Raw genomic sequence first — 20,406 nt, forward strand, 5'->3', positions numbered from 1 at the left:
AGTGGTAGATGAAAAACTAGCCGATATGGCGAATCAGCATGAAGGCTTCCGCATAGGGCTGCCCAATTACTATACCCCAGCGCTGCGCCAGAATTTGGAGAGCTTCCGGGGAGCGAGGGTGCGGATAAGGGCGCTTTTCGAATTCGTACGCTTCCATACCCTTGATTTTAGCGGCTACATCTTCCGGCGTTACGGCCAGAAAAAAATTAGGCAAGAAAGGATTGGGGTAGTTAGCCGCTTGCCATTCCGTAGAAGATGGCGTCTCACAGGCCAGAATGGTACGCATAGGCTCCCCCGGCAGCGGCCGGCAGCCGGTAACCACCGCCTCAAACGTGCGGCGGTGGTCGATGTTAGTATCGCCACCGTGGTGGGTGAAGATGAGGTCGGGTTGAAAGTTCTCTTTTTCCTGCTCCACCACCTTCACTAAATCAAGCAAATCCACGGAATCGAAACGGTTGTCGGCGAAATCGTAGATGCCGGTGGACGCATAGCCAATGGCAGCGGCGGCCCGCTCAATGTTGCTACGATGAATGGTCAACTCTTCGGCCCACTGCTCTGGCGACCGAACGGCCGCGCGGGCCGTGATGCCTTCGCCCAGAATAACGGCGCGGGCCGTGCAGCCGTGCCGGTGCACCAGCCGGTGAATAGTCGCTCCTAGGCCCAATAGCTCATCATCGGGGTGGGCCACTATCACTAGGATTCTCTTATTTTCGAAATCAAAGATCATCCGGCGAAACGGCTAGCAAGCGGCGGTATTCTTCGGGCAGCGTGGAGCGGAAAGGTTGCCCGGTGAAAAATTTGATGCCACGGCGGCGCAGGAAATCGCGGAAGTCTTCAACCTCCGTCGTCACCTCACCCGTCAGTTCCAAGCGGTCGAGGTGAAACTGTGCCCCATTACAGTGAATTACTCGGGCGGTGGCGTCGTAGCGTGTCGTAACCGCCAAACTTTTATAGCTGGCCAGCTCGGCATAAGCGGCCAAGATGGTCACAACCAATGCCTCGTCGCGGCTCGCATCCTGATTGGGATACAGGTTTTCGCGGATGATTTTGACCGGCACGCCCCCGGCGAGGCAGCCGTCGGGTAGATTTTTGTTGATTAGCGCGTGCATGCCAATGACCACGTTGCTGCCGATGGTACGGCCCGGCAGTACGGTGGACTTACCCGTGAGCCAGACCCGATCGCCGATGGTAACCGGGCCGAAATCAGCCGGGAAGCCATCGAGCACTGGTAGCCAGGCCCCGTGCGTCCAGATGGCTACGTACTCGCCGATGCCCACGTACTCGCCAATGGTGATGGCGTAGTTGACGTTGAGGCGGACAAACGAGGCTAGCATACAGTAAGAGCCCACGCGCAGGTGAGCGTCGGGGCTGAACTTACCGCCGTGGCCTACCAGCACATGCGAGTCCCAGTACACGTACTCACCCAGGGTTACCGTGCGAGCCGTGAAGTCATTATGGGTGCCGATGTAGGTCAGGGACCCTATTTCCAGTCTTTGACTGATGAGAAAGGTGTTGTGGGCACCTATCGTTACATCGTCGCCAATGACGCATTCTCCGGCTCGAATAGTGGTATTCGGCCCCATGCGGAAGTTTTTGCCGATTCTAATCCGGTCAGCTATAATGTAGCTTCCGTTATCAAACTTCTGGATTTCCATAGTTGTGAAAGTAGTCAGAACGTGCTTTAGAAAGCATCCCAGGTAAGTGCTGTGCCCCGCCGCAGGGCTTGACGAACCGGCCGGCCCAGCAACTCCGGTAAATAGTGCGGGGCTAGGCCGTGCCCAGGGCGGATGACTCGAATATTTTCCTGAGTTAATACTTCGCCGGCGGCAATATCCTGCACCACATAAATGGAGCGCCGGAATCCTACTGATTTCAGTTCGGCTTTGGTGGGACCATACGATATGGTTCCGAGTGCTTGCTGTGCTTGAGTGCATTCCTCCACGAGCCGCTTCATTTCGGCGGGTTCCATAGAAAAGGAAGAATCTGGCCCCCCATCGGCCCGGCGAATGGTAAGGTGCTTCTCAATAACCGTGGCCCCGAGCACCGTAGCGGCTACGCTCACGCCGGTGCCCATGGTGTGGTCGGAGAGGCCCACGTGGCAGCCGAACATGTCGCGCAGATGCGGAATGGTGCGCAGGTTGGTGTTGTGGGGGAGGGCTGGATAAGTGCTCGTGCATTTAAGCAACACAATTTGCTCGTTGCCCTCACTGCGAACAATGCGCACCATGCGTTCCAGGTCGGCCAAATCGGCCATGCCCGTGGAAATGATAACCGGCTTGCCCGTGCGGGCGGCGCGGCGGATGAGGTCGGGCCAGTTGTTTTCGAAGGAGGCTATTTTGTAAGCCGGGCAGTTTACGGTTTCCAGAAAATCAATGGCTTCCACGGAAAAAGGGGAGCTGAAACCCACCATGCCGCGGGACGCCGCGCGTTCAAAAATTGGCGCGTGCCACTCGAACGGCGTGTGGTTGGTGGTGTAGAGCTCGTAGAGCGACTGGCCTTCCCAATCGTCGTTGGCGCCGCGCACGATGAAGTCCGGTTCCCGGCTGTCGAGCGTGAGCATGTCGGGCGTGCTGGTCTGAATCTTCAGAGCCTGGCAGCCGGCATCGGCTGCGGCATCCACGATTTCCAGGGCTTTTTCCAAAGACTGGCCGTGGTTGCCCGACATTTCGGCGATGATGAAAGGCGGCTGGCTGGGGCCAATGAGGTGGTTGCCAATACGGATGTCTTGCATAAAAGAAAGCAAACTAAGCTAGCTGGTGGCCGGGGTGTGACAGACGAAGACGTCGTACAACTCGCCGTGCAACTCCACGGGAGAGTGGCGAGTGAAACCCAACCGTTCGAATACCCGGCGCGAAGCTGGATTCGTGGCTTTCACTTGCCCCACCAACGTCCACGGAGCGGGCCGTTCCTGCCGGAGTTGCGCAAAGGTACGCCGCAGAATGGCGCTGCCCAGCCCGCGGCCCCGAAAGTCGGCGGCTACCGAATAGTCGATGGTGCCCGTTTGCTCCGCAAACTCAACCCGCACCTGCCCAACCGGCTGCCCGTGCAGCGCCAACACGTACAAATAGGAAGTTGGATCGGCCAAGCGGCGGCCGAACCACGCTTCATGCGCCGCCCACGCAATGGGGGCCGACTGCACGGCGCTCTGCCGCACCTGCGCATCATTAGCCCAGGTGAAATACAGCCGCATATCATCAGCCGTAGCCCGCCGTATGGTTAGGGAATAAGCGAGGTGCAGTTCCTGAAACATGTGTTGGTAGCGCTGAGCGGCCGCCCCATCGAAAATAGCCCGCTGCCGGGCCTGCATAGCGTGAGCCATCGTAGGCAGCACCTCCGCTGATAGAGTGGGCAAGCTAGTGAAGGGTAGCGCGAGGTTGGAATTGGTAAGGAAATCGGAAATGCCACGCTGGTTTTCAGCAGTTAGATGAAGCAGAAGCACGCCCCCGAAAGCGCAGCATTCATAGGCCATCCCACTTGGCGGGCATACGAACACGCCGCAGGTAGCGAGCAGCGCCGCCATGGCCGCCGCCGACAGATTATGCTGCACACTCACTTGCGGTTGAGGCGTGGTATAAGCAAGTAGGGCCTGCTGGTGAGGATAAGCAGCGCCTACAACTACGGTTATCCGTCGATCAGGAAATTGCTGTTGCACCTGCTTCAGTACCGTCAACGTCTGGTTGTGCGGGTCGGCGCCGCCCATATTGAGGAAGATGCGCGTGGTATCGGGCTGGTGCGTTGGGCGTTGCGCCGCTTCCCGAAACGGCTGCCGCAGCAGCGCATACGCTGGCCCCAAACAAAGCACCGCACCCGGCTCCGGCGAATACGCAGTAGGAGATACACTACCCGCCGCGTTAATAATTACGTCGCACCAGCTATGCTGCGTAGTCAGGTCGTCGAGGCATACTAGTGCCCGTAGATGGTGTTTGAGTGTACGACGATATTCATCCGTGAACTCATAGCCATCCAACACCAAAATAGTGTCAGCGGCTAACTGCTCCCGTAGCCAAACGGCTTCTTCTAAGAGCGAGAGGCCCGTTGGAACCAGCTTATAGTCGAATTCTCGCGCTATAAATTGCTCTTTCATGGTCGAATCCAAGTCTCGCACGATGAAGCAACAGCCAAATGCCGGTTGCAGCATTTCCGCCAGGGCCAAGCAGCGAGTAACATGCCCCAAGCCAATGCGCGTATTACCGTCAGCCCGAAATACGACTTGTGGCAGCGTATTCGTCATAATCAGACTTTCTTCTGCTCGATGTGCGCGTTCAACGCCACCAGTTCCGGGTGCTGCTCCAGCAGGGAAATGAGGGCTTCCGTATAAAGCTCATCCGCGTGATACTGCTCAATGAGTTGCTGAATTAAGTGGAAGTCTTCAGTGGTATCAACGGTTAGGCGGTACTTGCTTTGGTCTTGAGGCAAGGTGATATGCTGAAACCGAACGCGCCCCGAACGATTCTGGTGGATGTACGGCGTAACGTGCTCCCGGTCGGAATCCATTGTGGCCTTCGAAGCAGCTTCTTCCAGCAGCTCCCGCGAGAATACCTCAAAATCAAGCCCGCGCGGAAACGTGCGTTCCAGCACGTTCGACAAATAGAGCCGCGCATCATTACGGCGCACGTACTCTTGCACGCTTTGTCCAATGAGCGGGCCATCGAGCAAAGGGCAGTCGGACGTGACGCGCACGATGATGTCGAGGTCGTATTGCGCCGCACATTGCTGGTAGCGGCTAAGTACATCATGCTCATCTCCGCGCACGGTGGGCAGGTTCGCGGCAGCCGCGAAATCAACCAGCGGGTCGTCGGTAGCGTTGGTGGTTGTAGCTAAGTACAAAGGTAGGCCGCTTTGCAGCACCCGGTTCACGTGGTATTGCAACAGGGGCTGGCCCGCAATGCGCTGCAACACTTTACCCGGTAAGCGGGTGCTGGTCATCCGGGCTTGCGAAATGATGCCGATGCGAGGAGAAGACACAGAATCAGCCTTAGGATACAAATTCTCGAATACAAGCCACCACATACTCCTGTTGCTCATCCGAGAGGCTCGGAAACATCGGAATGCTGAGGCAACGCGCGTAATACTGCTCCACCTTCGGAAAGTCGCCGGGTTTCCAGCCTAAGTCTTGGTAGTAGGGCATGGTATGTACCGGAATGTAGTGCACTTGCGCGTACACCTGCCGCTCACGCAGAAAGTCGTACAGGCCTTTTCGGTCTTCCACCTGAATCACGTACAAGTGGTAAGCGTGGCCGGCCGAGCCAGCCAGCGGAACTACACCGGACATGGTAGCAAAAGCAGCATCATAGCGCGCGGCCAACTGTCGGCGGCGGGCCAGCCCTTCGTTGGCCCGCCGTAGTTGGCTGATTCCAAGGGCGCAGAGCATGTCGGGCATGCGGTAGTTGTAGCCCAATTCCTGCATCTCCATGTACCAGCCACCATCGTAGCGCTGCATCTGGGCGGGGTCTTTCGTGATGCCGTGGGTGCGCAGCTTAAGCAGAGCCTGGTACAGGTCTTCGCGGTTGGTCGTCACCATACCGCCCTCGCCGGTAGCAATATGCTTCACTGGGTGGAAGCTGAAGATGGCTAAGTCTGCGAAGTGGCCGTTGCCGCACTGCTGCTGCTTGCCAGCCGCGTCCACAAAAAAACCGCCGGGCGCGTGGCAGGCGTCCTCAATAATCCACAGCCCAAATTCCTCGGCTAAGCCTCGCGCTTCTTCCATGTTGATGGCTAGGCCCGCAAAATCCACGGGAATCAGCCCCTGAAAATGACCCTTGGGGTGTGCTTCGAGCAGGGTGCGCACAGCCTGCAAATCAAGCAAGCCGGTGGCCGGGTCGATATCGGCGAAATGTACCTCACCGCCGCAGTAGCGCACGCAGTTCGCCGACGCCACGAACGTTAGGGGCGAGGTGATGACGCGTTGCCCTGGCTGCACCTGAAGCGCCAGCGCGCAAAGGTGCAAAGCCGCCGTGCCATTGCTAACGGCCACCGCGTATCGCGCTCCGATGTACGCTGCAAACTTCTCCTCAAATTCCAGTACCCTGGGGCCTTGTGTCAGAAAATCAGAGTGAAGAGCCTCGGTAACGGCTTGGATATCGTCTGCTGTGATCTGTTGCCGGCCGTAGGGAATAGGAGTCATGAAAAGTGGTTAAGGATGTGCTGCTTTATTCAGCAGTGCAAAGGTCCAAAATTGCTGGTCACTAGCAACCGACCTATTTAAGGCATTACCTTTACTTGATGAGCTTTGAAGTCAAAAGGGTCTTTCAAAATTACACTCAAGTTTATTGATTCAGTTTTTTAGTGTTTGCGAATGAAGCAGTTTTACAAGGTGACCAGTATGCTCTTTTGGGTACTCATCAGTATTCATTTTCCTACTACTCTGTACGCTCAGCGGGAAGCCAACAATTGGTATTTCGGTAGTCAGGCCGGGGTAACATTCACCAGTGGCAGTCCGGTGGCTTTAGCAGATGGGCAGATACGTTCCTACGAAGCATGTGCCAGTCTTTCGACCTCAGCCGGAAATCTGGTCATGTACAGTGACGGAGAAAAAGTATGGGACGCCAGTCATCAGCTTATGCCAAACGGCTCCGGCTTAGGCGGGCACATCTCTTCCTCGCAAGGCGCTTTGATCTTGCCGCACCCGCTTAATCCAACGCAGTATTTCATCTTCACCGTCGATGCCATCGACAACAACTTGGTAGGAGGCCTGCGTTACTCTCTTGTTGACATGTCAAGGCGGGGCGGTCTAGGCGACTTGGTAGTGGGGACAAAAGCAATCCGGTTGCCCACACCCACTCTCAGCGGAAAAGTGACGGAAAAACTTACGGCTGCGCTTCATGCCAATGGCCGGGATTATTGGGTTGTTGTGCATGGCTGGCAGTCGAACAGCTTCTACAGCTTTTTACTGTCGCCAACTGGCATCAGTCCTACGCCCGTAATCAGTTCCGTTGGCCCCGAGCACAGTGGCGGAGCTGGAGCTTTCGGCGCTGCGAATGCTGTTGGCTACATGAAAATCTCGCCCGCAGGCACTCATTTAGCCTTAGCCCAACGGGACAAACAGCTAGAGCTATACACTTTCAACAACAGGACCGGCAGCGTTTCCAACTATGTGCCGCTTCCCTTTTCCGCTGCTCATTACTCTGGAGTTGAGTTTTCTCCGGATAATTCCCGCTTTTATGCTAGCACATACGCAGATGACGGTTTCTCCAGCACTATCTATCAATACAATCTGCTTGCCGGTTCGCCAGCTGCTATCAGTAATTCCCGCCAAGTGGTGGCAAACCTTTCAGGAATAGCCGTAGCACTACAGGTTGCGTTGGACAATAAGATTTATATAGCTTCTTATGATAGACCTTCCTTACATGTCATCAATTCGCCCAATGGATTAGGCGCCGCCTGTGGATTCAGCCCGAATGCTGTATCGTTAGGATCAAGATTTGCTCAGGTGGGACTGCCCAACTTCCCCAACAAATTTGCGCCACCAACCGTTACGGCGGCCATTTCAGTGGCTCCTATTTGTGTGGGTGCCGCCGCGTCTTTCTCCTTAGCGCTGTCGCCGGCGGTACCTGGTGCTACCGTTGCCTGGAATTTTGGTGATCCGGCTTCGGGAGCGTCAAACACGGGAGTTGGCGTAACGCCCACGCACGTGTATACTGCGGCGGGAACTTACACCACCACGGCTACCGTGACAGTGGCTGGTGTAGCGCCCATTACGGCAACGGCAACCGTGATGGTAAGCCCGCTTCCTACGGTAAGTTTAGGACCTACTACGCAGCCGCTTTGCGCAGGCCAGCGCCTGACACTCATGGCTGGGACGCAACCGGCGGGAAGTACATACCGCTGGCAGGATGCTTCCACGGGCAGCAGTTTTACCGTGACACAGCCCGGCACGTACTCCGTCACGGTTACTTCGCCGCAAGGCTGTTCGACGCAGGCAACTACCATTGTCAACGCGCAGCCTGCACCAGTTGTAAGCCTTGGCGCCGATACGGTGGTATGTCGGGAAAGACCGCTGCAGCTACGGGTTAGCTCGCAGCCAGCGGGAGCAACTTACCGTTGGCAGGATGGCTCTACGAGCAGCACGTTCATAGTACAGACGCCCGGCACGTATGCAGTGGAGGTAACGCTGCCCGGCGGCTGCACGAGCCGTGACGAAATAGCCGTGCGCGCGGCCCAATGCCCGTTCAAAATTCCCAACGTCATTACGCCCAACGGCGACGCCAAGAATGATGCTTTCGTACTGGAAGGACTGAACCCCAAAAACTGGCGCCTTGAAATTTACAACCGCTGGGGCCGGCAGGTCTATCAAAGGGAAGCCTACGACAATGGGTGGAAGGCCGTCGACGAATCTGTTGGCGTCTATTACTATCTACTGACCCATAGCATAACCGGCCAGCGCTACCGGGGCTTCGTGGAGGTAATACGCTGATTTTTCTTCGCTATAGCCGCACCAAAAAGCGCCGCCTTCACGTGAAGGCGGCGCTTTTTGGTGCGGCTAGTTTCAGGACGAACCGATTTCTAAAAAGAATGGTCGCCGCCAACGGCTCCGCTGTCGTTGAAATCGAAGTACCACGAGGTCACGAAAGGGTTATCGGCTTGGATGGTAATCCAGCCGGGCTGCCCTGCCAGGAAAGTGCGCAACTCGTGGTCGGTGTTGCTTTCTATGCGTAATTGGCCGAAAGGTGCTAGGCGGGCGTTTCGGACCAAGGTCTGACTATCAGTTTCCCGAAAAAACGTGAGTTCCAGGTTGGCGGGCATGGCATACTCCTTCACGGGGGAGCCGTTCAGTATTATTACCACCGAATGGTCGCCATCGAGAATGGGACTCCACTTGAACGTGCCGGGTTTGGTGAGCAGCTTTGCATTGGCTAGCTGCGAAGCGAAGCACACGTTGGTGGGCAAGTCCAGCGGCTTATCAGCGCGGCCCACATTCAGCCCGAACTTGAGCCGAGTTGGAATTCGCTCTCGATCCGGCCAGTGCTTGATGATGTTGACGCCCTGTAATTCAGCGGCTTGCTCAGCAGAAAAATGCGCCTGAATAACCTCGTTGAAATCTAGGCTAAAGAACTGTTCCGGCGATGCTTCCAAGTGGCGCCAGTCGCGTACGGCACCTACGCGCTGCCCGGCCTCGTCGTAAAATTCCAGATCGATGCCGAAAGCGCAGGGCGAGTAAACGGGGTAGAACACCAAATGCGTATATTCGCCAGCTTCCTTAAAGAGCGGTACAAAAACTGCGCTATCGTAGAACCGCTCGTCGCTGTTGGTCCAGTAGGCGCTGGCGTCGCTCACGGCAGAGCTGTCGTAGTAGGTGTGCGTGATGCTGAGCGCGTGGCGCTGCTGCTCAAAATTGCCGGCCACGAAACGCGGAAAAAAGCCCCGGAAATCGTGGTGCAGCTTGATCGTGCCTTTCTCGCCGTGCAGGATGGCGTCGAGGTCGATGTAGTCGCGCAGATTGACGAAATACGTGGCGTAGGCGGGTACGTCGCGCAACTCAAACGCGCCGTGCGTGGCGCGGTCGTGCTCATCTACGATAGTCCAGCGAATGGTTTGGCTTTCATAAGCATACACGCCATTCACAAACGCAAAAAAAGGCGCGTACGCCTCACCCGACAAAATATCGAACCCACATTCAGGTACGATTACCGACTCATTTTCCTGCAGGTCTTCGATGTCGTTGTAGATGCGGCCCGTGGTGTGCACGCTGGCCATAAAGTTGTCGCCGTAGTAATTGAGCACGAATGCCGGATAAGGATATACCAGGTCGCGGGTGGCGAAAATTTCCAATTCGAGCGAACCCGTAAAATCCGCGGCAGCACCAAGCACGGTTTCCGCCAGCAGGTCGTTGAGGCGCAGGGCAAAGGCTTTCGGCTCGTTGATGAGCAAGCTTTTGCGGAGGAGCAAGTCGCCGGCTTGGCCCCGTAGCGTCACGAGCATTTGTACCTCCGGGATATTGCGCTTCAGCAGCCAATAGCCCATAAATAGCACCCGGCTGCTGTAGTGCTGGTTGTGCAGCACCGGAAAAATTGCCGAAGAGCGAAACACGGGCCGCCGCGTCAGGCTCACCGTTTCACCCACGGCCAGCGTCGATTCCAGGTGCTTTTGGTAGTTTTTCATGCAGTGAGGTTGCCTCGACGAACAAGGCTAGGTGTGGGGCAGAAAGGGCGGCGGGGAGAATATGTAGCTGTAAAGTTCAAGCAAAGCAGCGAATTTGGCTGGCGGCAGTTGTGCGAAAGTGAACAGGGAAGTAATAAGGCTGCTTTTTAGAATATCCCGGTGGGCTTAACTTCTACTTGCTTTGCTCTTTTGCGAGCAAAAACCACGTGACATCATCCTGCGGGAAAGAATTGTCGCGCTTGTAGCAAAAGCCATAATCCACTAACCTAAGATCCGCGTATTTATCGAGCATTTCTCCTGCGAAATCCCGCTTAAATAAACGGTCGGTATGTCCTCTGTAGTTTATGGCTACCGGGGAAGGATTGTAGTACTCGCAAATAAGAATGTACTTATTGCTCGACGCGTAAAGCTTCTCATACACTTCCTGAAGCCTGTCAGGGTTAATATGAATTAGAACACCTTTTATCAGCGAGACATCAAATTTTGTCGAGGTATTATAATCGAGAATTGAACCGTTGTACACATTGTCGGCACCAACGACGCTGGCAAGTTCCTCAGCGGCTTGCTTGTTTATCTCTATGCCATACAGGTTGATAGCCGGAAACAGGAGCTTGATGGCCTTCAGGTTCATTCCCACATTAGCTCCAAACTCGATTAAAGAAGTTGGGCGGCTAACTTGATTGAATATTCTGGAAAAGAAATTCAGGTTGGAGGCCAAATATTCTTCACTTTTGTTTCTGCCAATATATTCGTTGCCAAACTCTCCGGCCCAGAATTTCTCCTGCTCTGTCTTGAAATTCATTTTAATTTACTGCTACAACTTCTTACTCGTAAGGCTTTTCAGGGGCGCCCCGTTTATTTAAGTGGTTTCTGGACTCCACGCCTGGTTCTTTAATGAATATTGAAAAATAATTTCAAGAGGGGGTTGATTAAATGACAGGTTGAATTTATAAAAAGCAGGTTGCTATACTGCGAAGTTTGCATCTACGTGCAATCTGATTTCCTCTCTAATTTCTTCCGCGTTAAGCCAGTGGTCGTTGTTGGCAGAGTTGTAATGGAAGCCTTCCGGAACGCGCTTTCCATCGAAATGGCGAATAAACTCTTCGACATTCCACCACGGCGTGAAAGGCAAAATCACGTAGTACTTCTCCAACTCCACGGTGCTTAGCGCGTCGGTTTCGGTTATCATTTCCTCGTGCAGTTTCTCGCCCGGCCGGATGCCCACAATTTCCTGCCGGCATTCTGGGCCAATGGCCTGAGCTACTTCCGTGATTTTATAGCTCGGAATCTTAGGCACGAAAATCTCGCCTCCCCAACTGTGCTCCAGCGCGTAGAGCACCAAATCCACGCCCTCTTCGAGCGAGATGTTGAAGCGCGTCATGTCGGGGTGGGTAATGGGTAGTACGCCGGAGTGCCGACGTTGCAGAAAAAAGGGCACCACCGAGCCGCGGGAGCCAATTACATTGCCGTAGCGCACCACCGAAAACCGCAAGTCGCGGCCGCCCTTGATGTTGTTGGCGGCCACGAACAGCTTGTCGGAGCAGAGCTTAGTGGCGCCGTAGAGGTTGATGGGGGCGGCGGCCTTATCAGTGCTCAGTGCCACCACTTCCTTCACGCCGCAATCGAGAGCCGCATTTATGACGTTCTCCGCCCCGAAGATGTTGGTCTTGATGCACTCCATGGGGTTGTACTCGGCGGCGGGTACCTGCTTGAGGGCAGCGGCGTGCACAATAATGTCGACACCCTCGCAGGCTCGCTTCAGCCGTTCTCCGTCGCGCACGTCGCCGATAAAGTAGCGGATGGCGGGATACTTGCTCTGCGAAAACGTCTGCGACATCTCATATTGCTTCAGCTCGTCGCGCGAGTACACGACCAGGCGCCTTACCTGCGGGAATTTTTCGAATACGCTCTGCACAAACTGCTTGCCGAACGAACCGGTACCGCCGGTCACCAAAATGGATTTGTGATTAAGGTCGAGAGCCATAAAAAGCGAAAGCGCCGGGTATGTTCGGCAAATCAGAAGGGCAAAAGTACGGGATTGGGAAATGAATGAAGAATTAGGACTGAAGAATGAGAAATTCGCGCAACCCGGCCAAAGGGAGGCGGCGTAGCCATTCTTCATTCTTCATTCTTCATTCTTCATTCTTCATTCTTCATTAAAGAAAGCAGCTGCTCCGTAAGGGCGCGGCGGGAGTAGCGGGCGTGCTTGAGGGCCGGTAGATCAAGGTTAGGGTTGAGGCGCCATTGCGCCACTAGTTTCTCCAGATGTTCCAACATGGCTTCGTAGGCAGCATATGGGAATGCTTGGCCCGCGCTGCACTCCCGTAGCAGCAGGTCGGCATCGGAGCCGGCCGGCCCGACGCAGATAACCGGCTTGCTCGCCGCCAAGTATTCGAAGACCTTACCTGGCAAAATGCCGAGGTTGTACGGCACATCGGGAATAGCCATCAGCAGCACGGATGCTCGTAGCAAGTAGCTCACTGACTCGTCGTGCGGCACGAAGGCAACCAACTCCGTGTGCGGCAGCAGCCCGTTTTCGGCGAGCTGCTGCTGTACGCCTTCCGATACTTTTCCCACGAAGCATAGCCGCAGCGGCACGTCCAGGTGCCGCCTGCGGCACTCTGCAAAGGCCCGCAGCCACAACTCAATGTGGTAGGTTTCAGAAATAGTGCCGGTGTGCGTGACGAGCAGCGTATCAGTGGGCGGCGTCGATGGGGCTTGAAAATCAGCTTCATCATACCCATTGGGCAGCACATGGAATTTCTCCGGTCGTAGCGCCGCCGACTTCCCCAGAAACAGCCGCCCAGTGTCGGCACTGGTTGTCAGCACCACGTCGGCTTGCTCCAGCACTTGTCGCTCGTAGCGGGCATCGAGCCAGCGGGCCAGCGGTGTTTGGTTTAGCTCGTGGTGGTAGTAAATGTCTGTCCAGGGGTCGCGCAAATCGGCCAGCCAACGCAAGCCGTAGCGTTTTTTGAGCGCCAGCCCAATGAGCTGGGTGGAGTGGGGGGGCGAGCTGGTCAGCACCGCGTCGAAGGTTTCCCCTTGATTTATAAGCTCCGCCACGGCTTTCAAAGCGTGCCGGTTCCAGCCGCGTCGGGCATCCGGGATAAATAAATTGCCGCGCACAAACTTGAAAAACCGCTGCGTGAGGCTGGTTTTATTTTCGCCTACAAAGCCGCCGTACGGAATCTGCTGGCGCCCCGTCAGCTTCTTGTAGCTCCCAAACGGCTCCGACGTGTCCGTTCGAATTACGCGCACGCCGGCCGGTACTTCGGCCGCCAGCGAGTGGTCTAGTACCGGATAAGCGCCTTTTTCGGGGTCGACAGTAATCACGGTTGGTTCGACGCCCAGCGCCGGTAGATGCTTCACGAACTTGAGGCCGCGCTGCACGCCGGCGCCCCCCGAAGGCGGCCAATAGTAGGTGATGACGAGCAAGCGAAGCGGACGGGCAACGGACACGGGCAACCAAATAGCGGGAAGAAGCGCGAAGGTACGCAGGCGCGGCCTTTCGAGGTTTTCTGGTTACTTTTGAAGGCTGAATCCGTTTTCCATTCGTATCATAGGCTATGGCTGCCGACTACACCGAATTGCTGGCCCTCACGGGCGACGTCCTGCGGGCCGTAGATCGGCAAACCGAGGAGAATAAAAAGGCTATCGACAACCTGGGTACTCGTTTCGAAGCCATCTTCAACCGCTTTGCCGAAGCCACCGCCGATGGTTTTATCCGGGTGGAAAAGAAAATCGAAGGCGTGAAGCAGGAGGTAGCCGAGTTGCGGACCGACGTGCAGCAGATCGACAAGCGGCTGGAGCGTATGGAAACCAACCCGCCCGCCAACCCCGACGTGCTGCGTCGCCTGGAAGTGCTGGAAAACATCGTGCTGCGCAAGGCTTTTTAAGCGTCGAAATCAGCACATCACCTCACTAGTAAATTAAGTAGCACATCTACCGATGTTTGATAACCTCAGTACCAAGCTCGATCGGGCTTTCAAGACGCTCAAAGGCCAGGGCAGCATCACCGAAATCAACGTTGCCGCTACCGTCAAGGAAATCCGCCGCGCCCTCGTGGACGCCGACGTAAACTACAAGGTAGCCAAGGAAGTAACCGACAAAATCAAGGACGAGGCTATGGGCCGCGACGTGCTCATTAGCGTGTCGCCGGGCCAGCTGATGACCAAGATTGTCTACGATGAGCTAACCCAGCTCATGGGCGGCGATAAGAAGGACATCGTCATCAAGGGCGAGCCGGCCGTAGTGCTACTTTCGGGTCTGCAAGGCTCGGGCAAAACCACTTTCGCTGGTAAGCTGGCGTCCTTTATCAAGAAGCAAAACCGTACCGTGTTGCTCGTAGCCTGCGACGTGTACCGCCCGGCCGCTATCGACCAGCTGAAGGTGCTCGGCGAGCAGGTGGGCGTGGAGGTGTACTCCGAGCCGGAGAATAAAAACCCGGTTGACATTTCGCGGAACGCCATCGAGTACGCCCGCAAAAACAACAAGAAGGTCGTCATCATCGACACCGCCGGCCGCTTGGCCGTGGACGAGCAGATGATGGCCGAGATTGAGCAGGTGAAGCGAGCCATTAACCCGTCGGAAACGCTGTTCGTGGTGGACTCCATGACCGGCCAGGACGCCGTGAACACCGCCAAAACCTTCAACGACCGGCTCAACTTCGACGGCGTGGTGCTCACCAAGCTCGACGGCGACTCGCGCGGCGGGGCGGCCCTTAGTATCCGGGCCGTAGTGGAGAAACCCATCAAGTTCATCTCGACGGGCGAGAAGATGGAGGCGCTGGATATGTTCTATCCCGACCGGATGGCCCAGCGTATCCTGGGCATGGGCGACGTTATTTCCCTCGTAGAGCGTGCCCAGCAGCAGTTCGATGAGGATGAAGCCAAGCGCATCAACCAGAAGATTCGCAAAAACCAGTTCAACTTCGATGACTTCCTCTCGCAGCTGGAGCAAATCAAGAAGATGGGCAACCTGAAGGACCTTGTGGGCATGATTCCCGGCATGAGCAAAGCCGTGAAAGACGTAGACATCGACGACGACGCCTTCAAGCCGATTGAGGCCATCATTAAGAGCATGACGCCCAAGGAGCGGGCCCAGCCGGAACTGCTCAACGGTTCGCGCCGCCGCCGCCTCGCCAAAGGTTCCGGCACCGATATTCAGCAGGTCAACAACCTAATGAAGCAGTTTGAGGACATGCGCAAAATGATGCGCACCATGAACAAAATGAGCCAAACCAAAGGCGGTATGCAGCAAATGGCCCGCATGATGGGCATGAAAGGCCCACTCCGCTGATCACGGATTGGCGCGGATTTTAACGGATTCCACGGATTTTGTGGACGATTCGCCTAGCTTAAATTGAACGAAAGTCCCGTTCAGCAAAAAGCCTCGCATGTGCGAGGCTTTTTGCTTTTGCAATCGTCCACAAAATCCGTGGAATCCGTTAAAATCCGCGCCAATCCGTGATCAGTAGGCTTTTCGACCCTCGTATTGTTTCCAGGCTTGGAAACTCACTAGAGCCTCATCGCGCAATAGCTCCGTCATGGGGATTTGGCGCTGGTGGAGGGGCTTTTCGATTTCGTCGTAGATGAAGTGGTCATCGAAGCCGATGGCGGCGGCATCGGCCTTGGTGTTGCCGTAGAAGACGCGGGACGGGCGGGCCCAATAAATGGCGCCGAGGCACATGGGGCACGGTTCGCAGGAGGTGTACAGGTCGCAACCTTCTAGTTGAAAGGTCCCTAGCGCGGCGCAGGCCTTGCGAATAGCGTCCACCTCGGCGTGGCAAGTAGGGTCGTGGGTGCTGGTGACTTGGTTGAAGCCGCGTGCAATAATTTCACCATCCTTCACTACCACAGCTCCAAAAGGCCCGCCGTGGCCGGCTTGCATCTTCTCGATGGAAAGGCGAATGGCTTCGCGCATGAAATCAGGGTTGGGAGCGTCCATAGGAGAAAATAAAAAAACGGACTCGCAAGGTAAGTACCTGCCAGGTTATACACTTGTTGCCCACGTATTTTTGGACGCTAAGTTGTCAAAGAAAGGTTGCAAGCAGTAGGAGCAATACAGAATGGGCAGTGCTATTAGGGTACACAAAAAAGCCCCTGGAACACTTCCAGAGGCTTTTCCGGCAGGTAATTAGGAAGTTGCTTAGTTGCGCACGAATGGCATTGCTAGGCTCACGCCGTTACCAATAATGCGCACCACGTAGCTTCCTTGCGGTAGGTCTTTTACAGCAAGCGGGTGCTTATTGGCTCCTCCTAGCGCATAAGTGCCAACCTGACGACCCGTGATATCTAGTATCTGCACCTGGTAAGTGCCGGCCGGCAGATCTGTCAGATCGAGAGTGGCTTGGCCAGGAGCAGGGTTAGGATATAGCGCCACGTTGGCCTTGCTTGCGTTGTTAAACTTCACAACCCGTACTGGGCTCACCGAGACTGTGCCATCGGTATCAACCTGCCGCAGACGGTAGTAGGCGATTTTGTAGCCTAATAGGCCCGCACCAGCATCCGTGAAGCGATAGTCAGTAGCGCGAGTGCTACTGCCCTGCCCACGTTGCGTGCCTACCCGCTCGAAATGGCTGGCGTTGAAAGAACGCTCTATCTCGAAACGGTCGTTGTTGAGCTCGGTAGCCGTAGTCCAGGTCAGTACTGCATCATTCTTCACCGCCACGGCTTCAAAGCTTTTCAGCTCCACTGGCAAGGGCCGCGTGATGGTTACGTCTTCGGCAGTGCTGGAGCTAGCAGTATAATTGCTACCGGCCGCGGTTCCCAAACTCGTATCAGTGCCACCCGCGTAATTGCCGCCTGGCCGAACTGTGCTGGTGGCGTCGCTGGTGCGAAGCGGGTTAGTATAAGTAACGTCGCTACTCGCTTGATATGCCACGCCATCGTTAGCAGCCGCTGCAATGGTAGCTTGGAAAGTTACGCTTAGCGTAGCACCCGCTGGAATAGACGAGGTAGTGAACGTGGGCTGGCTACTTCCGCTAGTGGTGGGCTGCGTAAAATTGACAGGTGCCGTAACGGTGTTATTGGCCAGAGTTAGACTAGTCTGTACCGCCGATGTGTTGTCGAAGCCAAAGATATCATTGGCTAAGCTCACCAGCATAGTTACGTCGGTAGCCTCACCACCAGTATTCGAAACAGTGAGGTTGTAGAGCGCCGGATTCACAGCGCTTCCCGGAGCACCTACGCGAGTCCGGATAGGAGTGGTAGTACGCAGTGCTGCCGTGAGCACAGGTAGGCAGTCACCGGCTCCAGCAATCGTGTTGGGGATGGCAGCGCTAGTGGCGGTTGAAGAGCTGCCACCAGCACCCGCTGTTGACCCGTAATTAGTGTTAAGAAGTGCACTGCCAGTTCGGCCATTAGACCCAGCAGCCACCGATGAGGAAGCTAGGGCACTGTTAGCGTACACGAATCCGCCACCGCCACCGCCACCTGGGCCGTACAATGTCGAGGCAATGACAGCACCAGAATTCGCGTCGCCGCCGTCGCCGCCGGTAGCGCGCACAGTTAAGCCGTTCAGGCCTGGCGCCGTGCTGGAGGGAGGGGTAGCAAACAGCAGTATGGTTCCGCCCGCACCGCCACCACCAGCGGCATCGGCAAGGTTTGGTGTGCCTGGAGCATTGCCACCATTCGCTACTACTTGGCCGGTACCCGTTACAAAGCCCGTCCGCAGGATGATGATGCCGCCACCTTGGCCGCCACTGCTTCGAAATTCGTTGGCGGCGTTACCGTTTGTACCACCAGCGCCACCGCCACCGCCCATAACCAGTTGGGAAGAGCTACCTGCGAAGGCTGCTCCGCCTGAGGCAAGGGGGCCACTGCCACCCGTGCCCTGGCCGTAACCGCCCAAGCCGCCCGCGCCTGCATTGCTGCCGCCGCCGCCGCCAGCATTACCCGTGTTACCAGAGTTAGGTGAAGCAGACGTACCGCCGCCACCTGCGTTGCCAGGGGCACCCTGAGCGTTGCTACCGCCTCGGTAGCCTTCGTTGCCAGAAGTTATAGTTGCGGTACCAGCATCATTTAATATGTAACGGGGAGTACCAGCAATACCCTCGCCTTTTGAAGCGTGGGCACCGGCAGCAAGCTGGAGAAAGTCATTGGAGTTGTAGCCGCCAGACGCCCCACTGTAAGTCTTACCGCCCCCGCCCCGGAAACCTTTAGCATTCATATTGAGCGAGCCGTTGTTGAAGGTCGTTCTTCCTGCCACATCCAGCACGAGCACGCCGCCCGTGGCTCCGTTCCATTCTGGGCCCGTAATGGTGCCTGTAACAGTCAGGGCGGAATACTGCGGTACCCGAATAACTTGGAAACGGCGTTGGCCGGTCTGATCTCCCGTTATGCTGCCAAAATCAATATTTTCGTACGTATTGGTCAGCGCTTTGTTGAGAGTAAGAATCTGGTTTGCACCAGATGCCTGCACGGCCGCAACACTGGCATACTCGTAGTTACCAGCCGTCAGGTCGGCTGCTAGGACACCGCTGGCTGGTAGGCCAGCAACACCGTCACCATACGCATTCGTATTGGTAGTATTAAGATTAGCGCCTTGCATTTGCATAATCAGCACCACATCGCCTACTGCAATAGGTGTTCCATCCGTATTGCGGGCTGCCCCTATGGCCACGGTGGTGCCGCTGGCTGAAACCCCCGGATAATAAGTGTTAGGCGTTGCTGTGTTCCCGTTGGCAACGGTTCGAAAGCCGTCTTGGCCCGGCGATGCGCAGACAGTCGATACGTTGGCTATACCACCAATAATGGTGGTGATGGTAGCCGTATTATTAGCGACTACTGGATCCGGAATGCCATTAGCTACAGTAGCGAGAGCTACAATACTGCCACTTGCTGGCACGGTAACGTTTACGGAGTTGAGGACCGGAGAAGCGCCACTAGCTAGCGATGCAATAGGAGCGAACGTGACTAAGCCCGTAGAAGGATCGTAGCTTCCACTGGAGGGCGTGACACTACCAGCCGGCAAGTTGGGCGTGAGCTGCAATGTTGTGCTTACGTTGCTAGCGGCTATTGGTCCAAGGTTGGTAGTGGCTACAGTGTAAGTGATACTAGAACCAGGGTTAGCAGACGTAGGGCCGCTAACGTTCGCTTGTACATCGGCACCTTGTACAATGACCGTGATGTTGGCTGGGCTGGACGTAGAGGTGGTCATACCCAGCACATCATTCACCGTGTACGGTATGACAACCGTTCCAGCGAAGCTTCCAGTAGGAGTAAACGTAACTTGGCCGTCCCGAGTCGCTGTGAACGTGCCTTTACCAGTAACCGTAAAAGTATTCTGGATGCCAGCAGTGCTGAAATCTAGGTCTAGAGAGCCAAGCTGAAAGCCAGTACCAGGGAATATGTCGTTGCTGATGGCGTTTAGCGTCACTGGCTGATTGTAACGCGTAGAGGCCAAATCATCGTTAGCAAACGGCGCCTGCACAATATTCAGGTTACGAATCTCGTGCACATTGGTGGAGCCGCCCGTGGAGCCCGAAAAGCCCAGGCGCAACCTATCAGGGGGAGTGGCTACTGTGAAGTTATTCACCGTGGTAGCTACCTCGTTGCCGTGCTGAATTCGCACTGTAATCCGATAAGTCCTGCTTGTACCCGACCCGACTGGTACCACGTCGATAAAGGCACGGCGGTAGTCGTCCGATCCTGACTGCGCCCGTTCAGTAGGTACATCCAAGCTAAAGCCAAGCTGGTTCAAAGCTGTACCCGTGAGGTAGGGATAATCGGTGGTACTAGAGCCGTCGCCGGCTCCGCGAATGGAAACAGCGTCTGGCGTAAAGCCTGGCCCGCCGTTGCGGCCCTCCGTTGGGTTGGCATAATTGCCCCATTCGTCGATGCCGATGCCGATATAGCCGCGCGAAACACCGGGGGCAATGGGGGCAACTGTTTTTTGAGCATAGCCCAAAGATCCACCCGAAGCTCCAATGCGGAAACCACTCATGGGCTGGTTCTGGTCCACTAGAAAAACGCTGAAACCGTCCGCTCCAGTGCCGCCGTAGGCAAAGAACTCGAATGAGATGGTAAAACCTTCTGGAGCATCGAAGCCGAGGTTGTCGATGATGGAGCCGGCTTGATCGTTAGTGGCTTCGGTTAGGCGTAGGTACCCTGAACCAATAGCGTCATCGCCAGTTCTTCCAGTCCCGGTATAGCGGGCATTACCACTAAGTGTGAAGTTTGCTTCAGAGGAGCCCTTAAACGTTGCATTGCGCGGAAACTGCGCCTGAACGTTTGAAAAAGAGCTTAGAGCCAGATTTAAAAGAAGCCCTAATAACAAAATTGCGCTCAAGCGTCGCCTAAAGAAGAC

General features: G+C 55.7%; 15 protein-coding genes. 3 read left to right on the top strand and 12 right to left on the bottom strand.

Annotated elements, in window-relative coordinates; all coding sequences use genetic code 11:
- Positions 1 to 16: 16 nt before the first annotated feature.
- The 6 genes from ACYSMN_RS06025 to pseC are packed head-to-tail and all read right to left on the bottom strand — an operon-like array spanning position 17 to position 6,124.
- Positions 17 to 727: a PIG-L deacetylase family protein gene (locus ACYSMN_RS06025; RefSeq protein WP_488922951.1), complete on the bottom strand. Its 711-nt coding sequence runs from the start codon at positions 725 to 727 to the stop codon at positions 17 to 19.
- Entirely contained in the window at positions 717 to 1,655 is a 939-nt protein-coding gene (locus ACYSMN_RS06030) for a hypothetical protein (protein WP_488922952.1), read from the bottom strand. Before ACYSMN_RS06030 ends, ACYSMN_RS06025 begins: the two co-directional genes overlap by 11 nt.
- A gap of 26 nt (positions 1,656 to 1,681) precedes the next feature.
- The gene (gene pseI / locus ACYSMN_RS06035; protein WP_488922953.1) at positions 1,682 to 2,731 is read right to left on the bottom strand and encodes a pseudaminic acid synthase; all 1,050 of its coding nucleotides are present in this window, start codon (positions 2,729 to 2,731) and stop codon (positions 1,682 to 1,684) included.
- A gap of 18 nt (positions 2,732 to 2,749) precedes the next feature.
- Entirely contained in the window at positions 2,750 to 4,231 is a 1,482-nt protein-coding gene (gene pseG, locus ACYSMN_RS06040) for a UDP-2,4-diacetamido-2,4,6-trideoxy-beta-L-altropyranose hydrolase (protein ID WP_488922954.1), read from the bottom strand.
- A 2-nt stretch (positions 4,232 to 4,233) separates the two neighbouring features.
- Complete coding sequence (locus ACYSMN_RS06045; protein ID WP_488922955.1) at positions 4,234 to 4,965, bottom strand: cytidylyltransferase domain-containing protein; 732 nt, start codon at positions 4,963 to 4,965, stop codon at positions 4,234 to 4,236.
- 10 nt (positions 4,966 to 4,975) lie between these two features.
- Positions 4,976 to 6,124, bottom strand: coding sequence for a UDP-4-amino-4,6-dideoxy-N-acetyl-beta-L-altrosamine transaminase (pseC, locus tag ACYSMN_RS06050; protein WP_488922956.1), 1,149 nt, complete (start codon positions 6,122 to 6,124; stop codon positions 4,976 to 4,978).
- 1,305 nt (positions 6,125 to 7,429) lie between these two features.
- Here pseC and ACYSMN_RS06055 point away from each other — a divergent pair.
- Positions 7,430 to 8,413, top strand: a complete 984-nt coding sequence (locus ACYSMN_RS06055; RefSeq protein WP_488922957.1) for a gliding motility-associated C-terminal domain-containing protein — start codon at positions 7,430 to 7,432, stop codon at positions 8,411 to 8,413.
- An 89-nt stretch (positions 8,414 to 8,502) separates the two neighbouring features.
- On the opposite strand, the gene ACYSMN_RS06060 is transcribed toward ACYSMN_RS06055, so the two are convergent.
- The 4 genes from ACYSMN_RS06060 to ACYSMN_RS06075 all read right to left on the bottom strand — a co-directional run bounded on the left by ACYSMN_RS06060 (position 8,503) and on the right by ACYSMN_RS06075 (position 13,557).
- A complete protein-coding gene (locus ACYSMN_RS06060) occupies positions 8,503 to 10,098 on the bottom strand; it encodes a hypothetical protein (RefSeq protein ID WP_488922958.1) in 1,596 nt (531 codons plus the stop codon).
- 172 nt (positions 10,099 to 10,270) lie between these two features.
- Positions 10,271 to 10,900 (bottom strand): pseudaminic acid biosynthesis-associated methylase, encoded by a 630-nt coding sequence (locus ACYSMN_RS06065; protein WP_488922959.1) that lies wholly within the window; start codon positions 10,898 to 10,900, stop codon positions 10,271 to 10,273.
- A gap of 162 nt (positions 10,901 to 11,062) precedes the next feature.
- A complete protein-coding gene (gene pseB, locus ACYSMN_RS06070) occupies positions 11,063 to 12,082 on the bottom strand; it encodes a UDP-N-acetylglucosamine 4,6-dehydratase (inverting) (protein WP_488922960.1) in 1,020 nt (339 codons plus the stop codon).
- Positions 12,083 to 12,237: 155 nt separating this feature from the next.
- Positions 12,238 to 13,557: a glycosyltransferase family 4 protein gene (locus tag ACYSMN_RS06075; protein WP_488922961.1), complete on the bottom strand. Its 1,320-nt coding sequence runs from the start codon at positions 13,555 to 13,557 to the stop codon at positions 12,238 to 12,240.
- A 107-nt stretch (positions 13,558 to 13,664) separates the two neighbouring features.
- Here ACYSMN_RS06075 and ACYSMN_RS06080 point away from each other — a divergent pair, with 107 nt between their 5' ends.
- Positions 13,665 to 13,994 (top strand): hypothetical protein, encoded by a 330-nt coding sequence (locus tag ACYSMN_RS06080; RefSeq protein WP_488922962.1) that lies wholly within the window; start codon positions 13,665 to 13,667, stop codon positions 13,992 to 13,994.
- Between the two features lie 52 nt (positions 13,995 to 14,046).
- Positions 14,047 to 15,396 carry a signal recognition particle protein gene (gene ffh, locus ACYSMN_RS06085; RefSeq protein ID WP_488922963.1) on the top strand — a complete coding sequence of 450 codons (1,350 nt, stop codon included), beginning with the start codon at positions 14,047 to 14,049 and terminating at the stop codon, positions 15,394 to 15,396.
- A gap of 171 nt (positions 15,397 to 15,567) precedes the next feature.
- Here ffh and ACYSMN_RS06090 read toward each other — a convergent pair whose 3' ends face one another.
- Together ACYSMN_RS06090 and ACYSMN_RS06095 are read right to left on the bottom strand one after the other, a co-directional pair.
- The gene (locus tag ACYSMN_RS06090) at positions 15,568 to 16,044 is read right to left on the bottom strand and encodes a nucleoside deaminase (protein ID WP_488922964.1); all 477 of its coding nucleotides are present in this window, start codon (positions 16,042 to 16,044) and stop codon (positions 15,568 to 15,570) included.
- A 201-nt stretch (positions 16,045 to 16,245) separates the two neighbouring features.
- On the bottom strand, positions 16,246 to 20,388 hold the full coding sequence (locus tag ACYSMN_RS06095) for a T9SS type A sorting domain-containing protein (protein WP_488922965.1): 4,143 nt from the start codon (positions 20,386 to 20,388) through the stop codon (positions 16,246 to 16,248).
- Positions 20,389 to 20,406: the final 18 nt, after the last annotated feature.

Source organism: Hymenobacter sp. M1-2 (assembly GCF_057808495.1).